Here is a 13,122-nt window from a genome sequence, read left to right on the forward strand (position 1 = left end):
CCTGCTCTCCGCGAGGGACGATCGAACGCTACGGCATCAAGGGCGAAGCCAAACGCGCTTCGTCCAGCCATGGCTCAGAAACTGCAGGCCTGGCCGGAAGCCTTACCATTCGAGACAAAGTCTGTGTCCCTCAAGTTGTTCCAAGTGCTGATATACTCATTGTTCTCGCGAACCATGTCGTCAGGGTGTTCAAAGGTCCAGCTTCCGACGCTGCTGTACGCCGTGGGCGGCGACCGCAATTCGACTTCAAGCCCCGGGAAAAGGGGGGCAAACTGATTCGGAGGGATCTGCAGATCAGCGCGAATGGGAAGCCCTTGAGCCGTGCTCTGCACATGTTCCGAGCCAATAACCACCTTGACCCAATACTTCCCCTCGCCGCCACTGCGCCATGTTGTTGAAGCGTCGTTGAAGACGATTGGATGGATTGTCAGCTTTCGCGCAGTCCACTGCAATTTGTAGCACCAGCCGAAAGCTACCAAGTCGCCGTAATAGCCGCGGTGCCTAGTCGGATCTGTGCTCGTTCCCGAGCTCACGGTCCCATCCGTCCACCAATAGTAGACATGATCGTCACCAGCGATTGCTGCTGCCTGCAGTGTTTTGCTGGCCGGCACATTGAAAGTCGCTGCCTCTCGGTGCTGAGAGGGGTCCGTGCTCGTCCCCGCACTCACGGTCCCATCCGTCCACCAATAGTAGACGTGGTCGTCTGATGCGATTCCTGCTGCCTGCAACGTCTTCCCACCAGGCGCGCTGAAAACCTCAGGCTCTCTGTAATGAGTAGGCTCAGTGCTCGTGCCAGAACTGACGGTTCCATCCGACCACCAGTAATAGACGTGATCATCTGATTTAGCGATCGCGGCCGCGATTAACGTCGGTCCTGGCAGGTAGCCGACCTTTTGGCTCGCTCGATATATGCTGTGCTTGAGCGTCGTGCCCGAACTGACAGTCCCGTCCGACATCCAGTAGTAAACGTGGTCGTTTGAGCCGGCGATACCTGCGGCCTCCATCTTTTGCGCGCCAACATCATCAGCTCCAAGAAAGGCGAAAGAGGCAAATACCCCAGCAGTAAAAAACGCCTTCTTACGCATCGCCTGCCTCCTATTCATGAATGAAGGCAGACTACAGCACTCTCCTTACCAGCAATTGATCTACATCAAGTTGATCACACTTGATTATGAAGCAACATGATAGAGCAATGGGGGTATCACTACTCAAAAAATGCTACTCGGTTGCAGGGAATGAGAGCGGGTGACCACAACACTTGCCGTCGGACACTTCCATTCGAGGTCGGCTCACCGAATGAACTGGTCCACATAGTCTGCGCCGAGACCCACCTCTTCGTAGTGGCGGCGGCACATGTCGATCTTGGCGAAGACGTCCTCGAAGCCGGTGTGCTTGCCCTCCTCGTCGACGTAGTACATGCAGCCGGAGATGTTGAAGAAGGTAATCATCTCCTCCACATCGTCCGGCACCACCAGCGTGTGGGTCTCGCCCGGCGGCTCGAAGACGTAGTCGCCGGCGCGCGCCACCCAGTCGTGCTCGCGGTAGTACCAGGAGCCCTTCAGCACGAAGCCGTGGACCGGGGCAGGATGAAGGTGCCGGCTCAGCACGCCGGCCTTGCGCACCCGCAGCAGGTTGCACCACTGCCCGGCCACGGTGTTGAGCATCAAGGGCCGGAACCAGACGTTGGTCGCCTGGGGCACCCAGACCCGCTCATCCTCCGGGATGGCGGTCTGCACGATTTCCTTGGGCGAAAGCGGATGGGTCGATGCGCTCATCGGAACCTCTCAAAGCAGTGGCGCGCGGTCGGGGCGCCCAACGAGACGCCCGCCAACGCAAGAAAACTCAAACTGTCAGATAGCCCCCGTCCACGGGCAAAACCACCCCGTTGACGAAAGCTGCGGCATCGGAGCAGAGGAAGGCGACCGCGCCGCCGATATCCTGCGGCGTCCCCCAGCGCCCCTGCGGTGTGCGGGCCAGGATGGCGGCATTGCGCGCTTCATCCTCCTGCAGGGGGCGGGTCAGGTCGGTCGAGATCCAGCCAGGGGCCACGGCATTGACCCGGATGCCCTCGGCTGCCCAGGCGGCGGCCAACGCCTTGGTCAACTGGGCCACGCCGCCCTTGCTCGCGGTGTAGGCCGGCACCATCGGGCCACCGAAGAAGCTCAGCATCGAGGCGGTGTTAACGATCGCGCCGCCGCTTTTCGTCAACAGCGGCCGGCAGGCCACGCACAGGCGCATGGTGCCGGTGAGGTTCACCTCCACCACCTTCTGAAAGGTTTCGACATCATACTCCGCCCCTCCGCGGCCAATGATGCCGGCGCAGTTCACCAGCGCATCCAGGCGGTCGAGTCCGGAAACCAGCGCGTCCACCGCCGCCTGATCAGTGACGTCCAGATGGGTTGTCGTCATGCCCGGGCGCGCCGGAGCATCGAGCGGATGAAGACCAGCCGCCAGCACCTCCCATCCGGCGTCGAGCAGTCCTTCTGCTATCCCCAGGCCAATGCCCCGGGTGCCGCCGGTGACCAGTGCCAGCTTCTTGTCTTCGCTCATCGTTTCACTCCTGCCGCCGCGCGGGCTCGCTGTTCAATCTCCTCCCAGGCCCCCTGGCGTATGGCCGCTGCCGGCGCGATCCAGGAGCCGCCGACGCAGGCGACATTGCCCAGCGCCAAGTAGTCCGGCGCGCGCTCGGCGCTGACACCACCGGTGGGACAGAAGCGGCAATCGGGAAAGACCGGCTGCACTGCCTTGAGCCAGGCAATGCCACCCGCGACTTCGGCCGGGAAGAACTTCATATCCCTATAGCCTGCCTCCCGGAGAGTCATCACCTCTCCTGCAGTTGCAGCACCTGGCAGCAACGGCGGCATGCCTTCCTCTCGCGCCGCCTGCAGCAATCCGTCCGAGGCGCCGGGGCTGACGGCGAAGGCTGCGCCAATCTCGGCGGCGGCACGCAGTTGCGCGCGTTCCAGCACGGTGCCCAGCCCGACCAGCGCGTCGGGGAGCGCCTGAATCAGGGCCCGAGCGGCGTCCAGGGCCGCCGCCGACCGCAGCGTGATCTCGATCACGGGCAAGCCCCCGGCCAACAGGGCCTTGCCGAGCGGCACTGCATCCTCCACCCGCTCCAGGGTCAGCACGGGAATCACCGGGGCCCGATCCAGCAGGCTGGCCATGGCAAGGGTCATGCCTCGCTCCTTTGGGCAAGAAAGGCTTCCACCTCGGCGCGTCGGGGTATGGGGGCCACGGCGCCGTAGCCGGTGGTGGACAGGGCGGCCGCGGCATTAGCGTAGCGCGCCGCGTCGAAAGGGTCCGTCCCGCGCGTGAGTTCAGCTAGGAAGGCGCCATCGAAGCAATCGCCGGCGCCGCTGGCGTCCACGGCCTCGACCGGAAAGCCCGGCACCAGCACGCGCCGCTCCCCCGTGGCAAGCAACACGCCCTTGGCCCCCAGCTTGAGCGCAACCAGACGGCACTCCAGTCCCAGGTAGAAGTCGGCGATAGCCTCCGGTTCGCTCAGCCCGGTCAGGGCGAGCGCGTCGTCCAGCCCGGGCAGTGCAACGTCCACGCCCCGTATGGCTTCGTGGATGACGGCCCGCGCCCGGGGCAGCGGCCAGAGCTGGCGGCGCAGGTTGGTGTCATAGGAAATGCGCCCGCCGGCCGCCCGCACCTCATCGATCGCGCGAAACACACCATCGCAGGCCCGGTCGGAAATGGCCTGGCTGATGCCCGAGACGTGAAGGAAACCGGCGTTGCGCAAGACCGGCAACGGCAGATCCTCGGGACCGAGACGACTGGCGGCCGAGCCCGCGCGGCAGTAGGTGAAGGCGTGGCCGTCGGGACCGTGGGTGATGAAGTAGATACCCGTGGGCGCCTGCGCAAAGCGCACGACGCCGCTGCAATCCACGCCCTCTTCAGCCCAGAGCTCCTCCAAGGCGTCGCCGAATGGGTCGCGGCCCAGCGCGGTCACGAAGCCGCAGCGCGCGGACTGACGAGCGGCGGTGATGACCGCGTTCGATGTGTCGCCGCCGAAACCCTGAAGATAGCTGCGGCGCTCGGCCGAGCCCGGTACTTGGCTGAACTCGACCATCGGCTCGCCAAGGCCCACAATATCGTATGGCTCCACTTCCCCTCCCCTTGCAGCAACTGGCGCTAACGGCCTGCCGCCTGGATCAATTTTTCCATCCGAAAGTTCGTCAATGTTTCCCCTCTACAGGGAATCCTCTGCGCTGCAATAGTGCGAAACCCCCGCCTTTCAAAGAAGCCGCGCGCCGTGATACTGGCTTCCGTAAACAATCGGAGCGAACCCTGCCGCATCGCAGCCTGTTCGATGGTTTCAAGCAGCGCGCCCGCCACGCCGGTCCCGCCAAACGAGGGATGGACGAACATCATGTCGATGTGACCATCCGGCTCCAGTTCAGCGAATCCGGCAGGGGTATTGTTTACCAACGCCACCCAGGTGGCACGGCCACGCCGCCTCTTTGTCCATGATTCCCTGTCCGCTTGGGCCCAGGCGTTCACCTGCGCGAGCGTATAGTCCACCGAGGCCGTTTCCCGAATCGCCCGAAGGAAGATCCCGATCGTCGCATCGAGGTCATCGGGCGCGTAGGGCCTTATGACGAGCGGACGGCTGCTCAAGTGAGAATGATCCGCGGGAAGTAGAAGGAGACGAGCCAGTTGGGCGCATCGACGATCTCGCTGATCCGCAGATCGCCGCTGACACTGCAGAGCATGTAGGCATCCACGGGCGCCATGCCGTGCTGCGCCGCCAGCAGGTCGATCATCCGGCGAACCGAGTCCTTGGCCGCCTCCATCAGGTCGGGACCGATGCCCGTGGTCACCTCGTAGCCGGCCTCGTCCAGATGGCGCGTGACCGGACCCGGTGTGGTGAAGCGCGGCGTGGCGGGTGCAGCACCCTTCACCAACTCAAACTTCAAGGCGACGCTCATGGGGCTCTCGATGGCCGTGCCGCAGACCTCTCCGTCGCCCTGGGCCGCGTGAGTATCGCCCACGGAAAAGAGCGCGCCCTCCACTTCGACCGGCAGATAGAGAGTGCTGCCCTCTGCCAGGTCGCGCACGTCCATGTTCCCGCCGACCCGGCGCGGCGGGACGATCGAATGGGTGCCCGCTTCCGCCGGCGCGACGCCGATGGTGCCGGTGAAGGGCTTGAGCGGCACGCGCCCACCCGGGCCGTAAAGCGCAGGCGCCAGACTTTGCGCGTCGTACTGCCAGAGATGCAGGGCCGGCTCCGGAAAATCGTCCGCGAGCAGGCCAAAACCCGGAATGCAGGCGGTCCAGCCCCAGCCCGAGGGCTTGAAGGACAGCAGGGTCACCTTCAGCGCATCGCCGGGCTCCGCGCCTTCGATGCGAACCGGGCCGGTCACCGGGTTGATACGGTCGAAATCGAAGCGGAGGATGTCTCCCGCCTCGGACTGCGGATTGAGTTGCCCACCCGAGGCATCGAAGACCTCGAACTCTACGCTTTCGCCCGGCGTTACGGTCAGCACCGGAGGATTGGCGTTGCTCCAGCCACAGTGGGAGTGATTGCGATGAATGGTGTGCCTGCCGCAGCCGCTCATGATGCCCTCAACCTCCTGCCTTCCTTCCTGCGCCCAATTTATCACAGGCGCCAATTGGAAACCGCGTGTTTCAGATAGTCCGCGATTGCGGCTAGCATGCCACGGGACGACAGAAAGCCGAAAGGGCGCAACGCATGAGCAATGAGAGCATTCAAGCGGATCTGGCAATCACCAACGCACGGCTGATCGACGGCAGCGGCGCTCCGGCGCGCCGAGGCGGCATCGCGATTCGCGGTGAGCGCATTGTCGCTCTGGGCGACCTCCGGAATGTCGAGGCGCGCACAGAGATCGATGCCGTCGGCAAGGCAGTCTCGCCCGGCTTTATCGATGTCCATACCCATGACGACCGCGCCCTGCTCGCCGATCCGGGGATGACCTGCAAGGTCAGCCAAGGGGTCACGACGGTGGTCGCCGGTAACTGCGGCGTCAGTCTCGCGCCCCTGACCATCAGCAAGCGCCCGCCACCGCCGCTCGATCTGGTCAGCGAGTCGGCCCAGGGGTTCTTCGGCACCATGCGGGAGTACTTCGCCGCCCTGGACGACGCACCGGCAGCGGTCAATGCCGTGGCCCAGGTGGGCCATTCCTCTCTGCGCGCCGGCGTCATGGACAGCCTGGACCGCCCGGCCGACGCCGGAGAGATCAAAAAGATGCGCGCGCTGCTCGAGGAGGGCCTGGAGGCCGGCGCCGTCGGCATGAGCACCGGGCTCTTCTATGCGCCGGCCAAGGCCGCACCCACCGAAGAGGTGATCGAACTGGCCAAGGCACTTGCCGGCTTCGGTGCGGTACACACGACCCACATGCGCGACGAATCCGCGCTCGTGCACGAGTCCCTGGAGGAAACCTTCCGCATCGGCCGGGAAGCTGGCGTGCCCGTGGTCATCTCCCATCACAAATGCGCCGGGAAACACAATCACGGACGTTCGGTTGAAACGCTCGCCCTGATCGACCGCGCCCGCAAAGTGCAGGAGCTCAGCCTCGACGCCTATCCCTACGTGGCTGGCTCCACGACGCTGGCCAACGATCTGCTGCACGAGTCCAGCAAGGTCGTGGTGAGCTGGTCCGAGCCCCACCCCGAGGCCAGCGGCCGCGATCTGTCGGAACTCGCCGCCGAATGGGGCGTGGAGGAGGCCGAGGCGGTGCAGCGTCTGCTCCCGGCCGGCGGCATTTTCTTCATGATGGACGAGGCGGACGTGCGCCGGATCCTTGCCTATCCCGGAACGATGATCGGCTCCGATGGCCTGCCGCACGATGTGCACCCACATCCCCGCCTCTGGGGCACCTTTCCGCGCGTGCTCGGCCACTACGCCCGGGACGAAAAGCTCTTCTCCCTGGAAGAGGCCGTGCGCAAGATGACGGCGCTGTCCGCAGAGCGCTTCGGGCTGGCCAATCGGGGCCGCCTTGCGGTGGGAGCCTACGCCGACCTGGTGCTGTTCGACCCCGAAAGCGTGGCAGACCGGGCGACCTTCGATGCACCGAAGACGCCCGCTGCGGGGATCGAGCAGGTCTGGGTCAACGGCGCGACCGTTTGGAAGGACGGCCGGCACAGCGGCGCCCGACCCGGCCGCGCCCTCCGACGCGGCGCGGAATAAAGGTCAGAGCAAATCAGCGGTCCGCCATGTGTCGCAGGTAGGCGATCACCGCATCCAGCTCCGCCTCGCTCAGCATCGCTTCACTGAAGGCGGGCATCTGCATTGCGGGCCAACTGCGCAGCGAAGCCGGATCGCGTAGCAAGCGCCGCAGACCCTCCTCGGTGAAGTAGCGCGTGGGATTGGCAGGCTGATTGAGATCCGGGCCCATGGTGGCGCTGCCGGCGCCGTTGAGCGTGTGACAGGCCAGGCACTGGGTCACGAAAACCTCCTGACCGAGGCGGGCGGCATGCTCTGCCGGCAGGGCGGCATCGACCGCGATCTCCGGCCAGCGCGACGCAGCTGGCTCCACCTCGCGCATGCGAACCACCGCATAGGGCCACTGCTCGCTGCGCACGCCGCTTTTCTCGGGATCCATCCAGACGAGATAGAAGGGACCGGCACTGACCTGCTTGCCGGGCAGAGCCGGCCAGGGGTCATCGGGCGGCTCGATCGCCAGCCAGGCCACCGCCCGCTCCTCGCCATCGCCCAACAGAAGCTCCGCAGGGATCAGGGAGGCGAAGCCGTCGCTGGCGATGAACTCGATCTCCCCATCCGGCGACACGGGATAGGCCGATAGGAGCTCCGCGATGGGCAAGGCGCGATACTGCAACGCTTCCTTGTAGGCCACGTCCTGCGGCACGGAGATATCCTGCGTGTCCGGCCGCCCCAGCAGCTCCTCGGCGCTCAGAATGATCCGCTCGCCGGCGATCTCCACGGCAAGCTCCGGCATGGCCGCGGCCGGCAGCGGACCCAAGAGCAACGACGCGAACAGCAGGCTTCGCCACCAAAGGCCTTCACCCATCGATCCCACCCCCTTTACACGCCCGGCAGCCAATCACGATTTGGAGCCGGAAGCCGTTGCCTATACCATGCCTGTGCACAACAAGGGCGCCGCAAGGCGACAGGAAAGGGAAAGGAAGCATCGCGATGGCCATCAAGGACCTGCTGGTCGCCTACCAGGGTGATGAGGACTCGAAACACGCACTTCGATTCGCCCTGCAGATGGCGAAGAAGTACGGGGCAAGCGTCACCGGTGCCTACGTTTTCGCGCCGGAGCAGTACGAGAGCCAGATCCGCCACTGGATAGGCGCCGACTTCCTGAAGCAGATGCGCCAGGTCCAGATGGAGGCCGTCAGCGGCATCGAAGCCTCCTTTCATACAGCGGTGCAGGAAACCGCGCCCGAGGTTCCGCATGAATGGGTGTCGGCCAACGGCCCTCCCGGCCTCACCCTGGCACGCATGTCGCGCTCCTTCGACATGCTCATCACTGGCCAGTTCGAGGGCGCGGTGCGCATGGGCGGCCGCGCGGTGCAACCGGAGGAAGTGATCGTGCGTTCCGGCAAGCCGCTGGTGATGGTTCCGAAGGGCTACTCCATCCGCCCCTTCAAGGAGCACGCGGCGGTCGCCTGGGATGGAAGCCGTTCCGCCACGCGGGCGCTGACTGACGCCATGCAGATCCTGGAAACGAAGAAGCGCCTGGACGTGGTCACCGTCAACAGCAGCAGCGAGGAAGCCATCCTCGGCTGGGCAGGCGAGCACGACATCATCGCTCACCTGAAGCGGCACAGCATCGATGCCCGCCATGTGCCGCTGGAGATCAAGGGCAGTCTGGGCAAGACGATTCTTGCCTACTGCCAGGAAAGCGATCCCGACGTGCTGGTGATGGGCGCTTTCGGCCGCGGCAAACTGGGCTCCCTGCTGTTCGGCGGTGTGTCCCAGTACATCCTCGAGCATCAAACCGTGCCGGTGCTCATGTCGCACTGACCGGCGCGCTCGAGCGAGCGCCGGAGGCCCCGCCCCTATTGGCCCTTTCGCGGCCCCGTCGGCCTTGCCTATAGTGCGCGCCGTTCCGGCGGATCCCGCCATGGCGCATGGCAACAATCGCGAACGGGAGTGAATGATGGGTCAGTTCGGTGTTGGTCAGGGCATCAAGCGACTGGAAGACGTTCGTCTTCTGCGCGGTGAAGGGCGTTACCTGGACGATGTCAATGTGGGCGGTCAGGCACACGCCGTCTTCGTCCGCTCGCCACATGCCCACGCCGAGATAGCCTCGATCGACAGCGAGGACGCGGCCGCCGTCGAAGGCGTGCTGGCCATCTTCACCATTGCCGATCTCGATGCCGAGGGTGTCGGGACGATTCCCTGCCTGGCGCCCATGAAGGGCATCGACGGCGAGCCGGCCCGCCAGCCCCCGCGCCCGGCCCTGGCGAAGGGTCGCGTGCGCCATGTCGGCGAGGCCGTGGCCCTGGTGGTCGCTGAGACGCAGGAGGCGGCCGAGGAAGCCGCCGAGATGGTCATGATCGACTACGAGTCGCTGCCGGCGGTCGTTTCGGCGCCCGACGCCCTGGCAGAAGGCGCGACCCAGCTCCACGACGCAGCACCCGGCAACCTGGCGCTGCACTGGCGGCAGGACAACGGCGCCGACATCGATGACGCCTTTGCCAAGGCTGCCAAGGTCGCCACGGTCGACCTGATCAACAATCGCATCGTGGTGAATTCCCTGGAGCCGCGCGGCGCTATCGGCGACTTCGATTCGAAGACCGAGCGTCTCACCCTGGTCTCAGGCAGCCAGGGCATCTTCCGGCTCAAAGGGCAGCTCGAGGGCATTCTCAATATTCCCGAGGACGAGCTGCACATCATCACGCCCGACGTGGGTGGCGGCTTCGGCATGAAGATCTTCTGCTACCCGGAGCACGTCTGTGTCCTCTTCGCGGCGCGGCGGCTGCAGCGTCCGGTGAAATGGACCAGCACGCGCGGCGAAGCCTTTCAGTCCGACATTCAGGGCCGCGACCACGTGACGAGGGCCGAAATGGCCATCGACGCCGAGGGGCACTTCCTGGGCCTGCGCGTGCGCACCATGGCCAATCTGGGCGCCTATCTCTCCAACTTCAGCACCTACATCCCCACCGGTGCCTCCACGCAGATGTTTACGGGTCTCTACAAGATCCCGGCCATCGACGCCGAGGTGCGCTGCACCTTCAGCAACACCGTGCCGGTGGATGCCTACCGCGGCGCAGGCCGCCCGGAAGCCGCCTACCTGATGGAGCGGCTGGTGGACGAGGCCGGACGGGTCGCGGGCCTGGATGCCCGGGAAATCCGCCTGCGCAACTTTGTGCAGCCGGAAGACCTGCCCTACACCTCCGGCATGGGTCCGGTCTACGACAGTGGCGACTATCCGCGCCTCCTGAAGGAGGCCACAAAGCTGGCCGGCTGGGAGGGATTCGCGCAGCGGCGCGCCGAAGCGCGCAAGCAGGGCAAGTTGCTCGGCATCGGGCTCGCCTCCTATGTGGAAGCCTGCTCCGGCATGGGACAGGAGGAAGCGCGACTGAAACTGGACGAGGACGGCGGCGTCACCCTGGTGATCGGCACCATGACCAACGGTCAGGGCCACCACACCGCCTATGCCCAGCTCCTGAACGACAAGCTTGGCGTCGATCCTGAAAAGGTCCGCATGATCCAGGGCGACAGCGACATCGTGAAGAAGGGCGGCGGCACCGGTGGGTCCCGCTCTCTGCTGATGGGCGGCGTGGCCATCAATCGGGGCGCCGACCTGCTGATCGAGGAAGGCCGCAAGCTCGCCGGCCAACTGCTCGAAGCCGCAACCGCGGACATCGAGTTCGTCGACGGCACCTTCTCCATCGTCGGCACCGACCGCCGCGTCTCCCTTGAGGGCCTGGCAAAGGCCCTGGGCGAAGGCTCGATCCCCGGCGCCGAAGACTCCCTGAAGGCCACCGGCGACTACACGGCCGAAGCGCTCACCTATCCGAACGGCACGCACGTCTGCGAGCTCGAGGTGGACGAGGAGACGGGCGTCACCAAGGTCTTGCGCTATCTCGTGGTCGACGACTTCGGCACGGTGGTGAACCCCATGCTGGCCGCCGGCCAGGTCCACGGCGGCGCTGCCCAGGGGCTGGGACAGGCACTGCTGGAGCACACGGTCTACGACGAGGAAGGCCAGCTTCTGACCGCCTCCCTCATGGACTACTGCCTGCCGCGCGCAGACGACATGCCCCCGATCGAGGTCAACCTGGTCGAGGACCTGCCCTGCAAGACCAACCCCATGGGTGTAAAGGGTGCGGGCGAGGCCGGCGCTATTGGTGCGCCTCCGGCAATCATCAACGCGCTCATCGACGCGCTCTCGCCCATCGGCCCGGCACAGATCGACATGCCCGCCACACCGGAGAAAGTCTGGCGCGCCATTCAGGACGCCCGCACCGCCGGCCAGGCCGCAGCAGAATAAGGATACCCCATGGTCACTGAACCCACTTTCAGCCCTCTGCCGGACGAGGCCTCGGCGGAGGACCTGCTGGCCGTGCTGCGCTCGCTCGCCGAACAGGCCGGCAAGGTGGTGCTTGAGTACTACGCCCAGGGCGACGCCGTGGAGGTCCGGGACAAGGACGATGCCTCGCCGGTGACGGCAGCGGACGAAGCCTGCGAGAAGTTCATCCTGAAGGCGCTGAAGCAGCTCACGCCCAGCATTCCGATCATCTCGGAAGAAGCCGCATCGGCCGGGGAACTGCCCGATGTGGTCAAGGGCGGGCGCTTCTGGTTGGTGGACCCGCTGGACGGCACCAAGGAGTTCCTCTCGCGCAACGGCGAGTTCACGGTGAACATCGCCTTGGTAGAGGCCGGCCGGCCCATCGCTGGCGTCGTGCATGCACCGGCCCTGGACGCCACCTGGATCGGTGCGCAGATCGGCGGACAATCCCAGGCAGCCTATTCGAAAGGCGACGGACCGGGCGAGGCGATTCGCGCCCGCGCGTGCCCGAGCGATGGCGCCACCATCGTCGCCAGCCGTCGCCATGGCGCAGGCGGGGATCTCGACCAGTTTCTCGCGCGCTTTACGGTGAAGGACAGGGTCTCGGCGGGCTCGTCACTCAAGTTCTGCTTGATTGCCGGCGCCAAGGCGGACATCTATCCCCGCTTCGGGCGCACCATGGAATGGGACACGGCGGCTGGACAGGCCGTCCTGGAAGCGGCTGGCGGTCGCGTGGAAACGGTACATGAGCAGCCCCTGACCTACGGCAAGCCCGGTTTCGAAAACCCCCACTTCATCGCCTACGGCAGCCGTTGAGGCTGGCCTATCCTTTCCGCAAGCACTGAGAAGTCATGTCCCTCAAGTCTCCGCAGATAACCGTCATGACCCGTGCGGCTTTCAAGGCCGCGCGCCACCTGAAGCGCGACTTCGGGGAGGTGGAAAACCTCCAGGTATCGCGCAAGGGTCCGGCGGATTTCGTCTCCACTGCCGACCTGAAGGCGGAGAAGATCCTGCGCGAGGAGTTGAGCCGGGCGCGGCCTGACTATGGCTTTCTCATGGAAGAGTCCGGTGCCAGCAGCGCGCGCAACGGCGAGACCCGCCGCTGGCTCGTCGATCCGCTCGACGGCACAACGAACTTCCTGCACGGCCTGCCGCACTTTGCCATTTCCATCGCTCTGGAGGATAAGGGCGAGGTGATCGCCTCAGTGATCCTCGACCCTATTAAGGATGAGCTCTTCACCGCGGAGAAGGGCCAGGGCGCCTTCCTCAACGATCGGCGCATCCGGGTGTCCGGGCGTCACCGTCTCGACGAGGGCCTTTTTGCCACCGGTATCCCCTTCAAGGGCCGTTCCGGGCACCAGACCTTTCTCGAAGAGCTGGAAAAGGTGATGGCGGTCACGGCCGGGGTGCGGCGCTGGGGCACTGCCGCCCTGGATCTCGCCTACGTCGCGGCTGGCCGCTATGAGGGCTTCTGGGAACGCGGCCTCAAGTCCTGGGACATCGCCGCTGGCATCCTGCTGGTGCGCGAGGCCGGTGGACAGGTGAGCGAGATCGGCGGACGGACCATGACCCTCGACAGCGGCTCCATCCTGGCCGCCAACACCCAGATGCACCGCGACCTGGACAAGCTCCTGACCCAGCCTCGCGATTGAGGGCTGGTTGTTCCTAC

General features: G+C 65.3%; 13 protein-coding genes. 5 read left to right on the forward strand and 8 right to left on the reverse strand.

The features are described from left to right. Positions 1–74: 74 nt before the first annotated feature. From ABZ720_RS13100 to ABZ720_RS13130, 7 genes are all read right to left on the reverse strand, one after another. The gene (locus ABZ720_RS13100; RefSeq protein WP_366555971.1) at positions 75–1,085 is read right to left on the reverse strand and encodes a hypothetical protein; all 1,011 of its coding nucleotides are present in this window, start codon (positions 1,083–1,085) and stop codon (positions 75–77) included. Positions 1,086–1,289: 204 nt separating this feature from the next. Further along, positions 1,290–1,775, reverse strand: a complete 486-nt coding sequence (locus tag ABZ720_RS13105; RefSeq protein WP_366555972.1) for a 2,4'-dihydroxyacetophenone dioxygenase family protein — start codon at positions 1,773–1,775, stop codon at positions 1,290–1,292. A 67-nt stretch (positions 1,776–1,842) separates the two neighbouring features. Beyond that, on the reverse strand, positions 1,843–2,550 hold the full coding sequence (locus ABZ720_RS13110) for an SDR family NAD(P)-dependent oxidoreductase (RefSeq protein WP_366555973.1): 708 nt from the start codon (positions 2,548–2,550) through the stop codon (positions 1,843–1,845). Beyond that, on the reverse strand, positions 2,547–3,179 hold the full coding sequence (gene eda, locus ABZ720_RS13115) for a bifunctional 4-hydroxy-2-oxoglutarate aldolase/2-dehydro-3-deoxy-phosphogluconate aldolase (protein WP_366555974.1): 633 nt from the start codon (positions 3,177–3,179) through the stop codon (positions 2,547–2,549). Before eda ends, ABZ720_RS13110 begins: the two co-directional genes overlap by 4 nt. Then, positions 3,176–4,114: a sugar kinase gene (locus ABZ720_RS13120; protein WP_366555975.1), complete on the reverse strand. Its 939-nt coding sequence runs from the start codon at positions 4,112–4,114 to the stop codon at positions 3,176–3,178. Before ABZ720_RS13120 ends, eda begins: the two co-directional genes overlap by 4 nt. 26 nt (positions 4,115–4,140) lie before the next feature. Then, positions 4,141–4,626: a GNAT family N-acetyltransferase gene (locus tag ABZ720_RS13125; RefSeq protein ID WP_366555976.1), complete on the reverse strand. Its 486-nt coding sequence runs from the start codon at positions 4,624–4,626 to the stop codon at positions 4,141–4,143. Continuing rightward, on the reverse strand, positions 4,623–5,567 hold the full coding sequence (locus ABZ720_RS13130; RefSeq protein ID WP_366555977.1) for an acetamidase/formamidase family protein: 945 nt from the start codon (positions 5,565–5,567) through the stop codon (positions 4,623–4,625). The genes ABZ720_RS13125 and ABZ720_RS13130 overlap by 4 nt, the downstream gene beginning before the upstream one ends. 134 nt (positions 5,568–5,701) lie before the next feature. Here ABZ720_RS13130 and ABZ720_RS13135 point away from each other — a divergent pair, with 134 nt between their 5' ends. Then, the gene (locus ABZ720_RS13135; protein WP_366555978.1) at positions 5,702–7,156 is read left to right on the forward strand and encodes an N-acyl-D-amino-acid deacylase family protein; all 1,455 of its coding nucleotides are present in this window, start codon (positions 5,702–5,704) and stop codon (positions 7,154–7,156) included. Positions 7,157–7,169: 13 nt separating this feature from the next. On the opposite strand, the gene ABZ720_RS13140 is transcribed toward ABZ720_RS13135, so the two are convergent. Further along, the gene (locus ABZ720_RS13140) at positions 7,170–7,997 is read right to left on the reverse strand and encodes a c-type cytochrome (RefSeq protein WP_366555979.1); all 828 of its coding nucleotides are present in this window, start codon (positions 7,995–7,997) and stop codon (positions 7,170–7,172) included. Between the two features lie 125 nt (positions 7,998–8,122). Here ABZ720_RS13140 and ABZ720_RS13145 point away from each other — a divergent pair, with 125 nt between their 5' ends. From ABZ720_RS13145 to ABZ720_RS13160, 4 genes are all read left to right on the forward strand, one after another. After that, positions 8,123–8,959, forward strand: coding sequence for a universal stress protein (locus ABZ720_RS13145; RefSeq protein ID WP_366555980.1), 837 nt, complete (start codon positions 8,123–8,125; stop codon positions 8,957–8,959). A gap of 133 nt (positions 8,960–9,092) precedes the next feature. Continuing rightward, complete coding sequence (locus ABZ720_RS13150; RefSeq protein ID WP_366555981.1) at positions 9,093–11,435, forward strand: xanthine dehydrogenase family protein molybdopterin-binding subunit; 2,343 nt, start codon at positions 9,093–9,095, stop codon at positions 11,433–11,435. A 9-nt stretch (positions 11,436–11,444) separates the two neighbouring features. After that, the gene (gene cysQ, locus ABZ720_RS13155; protein WP_366555982.1) at positions 11,445–12,269 is read left to right on the forward strand and encodes a 3'(2'),5'-bisphosphate nucleotidase CysQ; all 825 of its coding nucleotides are present in this window, start codon (positions 11,445–11,447) and stop codon (positions 12,267–12,269) included. Between the two features lie 35 nt (positions 12,270–12,304). Next, positions 12,305–13,105 carry an inositol monophosphatase family protein gene (locus ABZ720_RS13160; protein WP_366555983.1) on the forward strand — a complete coding sequence of 267 codons (801 nt, stop codon included), beginning with the start codon at positions 12,305–12,307 and terminating at the stop codon, positions 13,103–13,105. The last annotated feature ends 17 nt before the right edge of the window (positions 13,106–13,122 follow it).

Source organism: Aquibaculum sediminis (assembly GCF_040712085.1).
Lineage (GTDB): Bacteria > Pseudomonadota > Alphaproteobacteria > Kiloniellales > DSM-21159 > Aquibaculum > Aquibaculum sediminis.

Coding starts and splice junctions, on each gene's coding strand:
- ABZ720_RS13100 (WP_366555971.1), bottom strand. CDS start 1,085: ATGCGTAAGAAGGCGTTTTTTACTGCTGGGGTATTTGCCTCTTTCGCC.
- ABZ720_RS13105 (WP_366555972.1), bottom strand. CDS start 1,775: ATGAGCGCATCGACCCATCCGCTTTCGCCCAAGGAAATCGTGCAGACC.
- ABZ720_RS13110 (WP_366555973.1), bottom strand. CDS start 2,550: ATGAGCGAAGACAAGAAGCTGGCACTGGTCACCGGCGGCACCCGGGGC.
- eda (WP_366555974.1), bottom strand. CDS start 3,179: ATGACCCTTGCCATGGCCAGCCTGCTGGATCGGGCCCCGGTGATTCCC.
- ABZ720_RS13130 (WP_366555977.1), bottom strand. CDS start 5,567: ATGAGCGGCTGCGGCAGGCACACCATTCATCGCAATCACTCCCACTGT.
- ABZ720_RS13135 (WP_366555978.1), top strand. CDS start 5,702: ATGAGCAATGAGAGCATTCAAGCGGATCTGGCAATCACCAACGCACGG.
- ABZ720_RS13140 (WP_366555979.1), bottom strand. CDS start 7,997: ATGGGTGAAGGCCTTTGGTGGCGAAGCCTGCTGTTCGCGTCGTTGCTC.
- ABZ720_RS13145 (WP_366555980.1), top strand. CDS start 8,123: ATGGCCATCAAGGACCTGCTGGTCGCCTACCAGGGTGATGAGGACTCG.
- ABZ720_RS13150 (WP_366555981.1), top strand. CDS start 9,093: ATGATGGGTCAGTTCGGTGTTGGTCAGGGCATCAAGCGACTGGAAGAC.
- cysQ (WP_366555982.1), top strand. CDS start 11,445: ATGGTCACTGAACCCACTTTCAGCCCTCTGCCGGACGAGGCCTCGGCG.
- ABZ720_RS13160 (WP_366555983.1), top strand. CDS start 12,305: ATGTCCCTCAAGTCTCCGCAGATAACCGTCATGACCCGTGCGGCTTTC.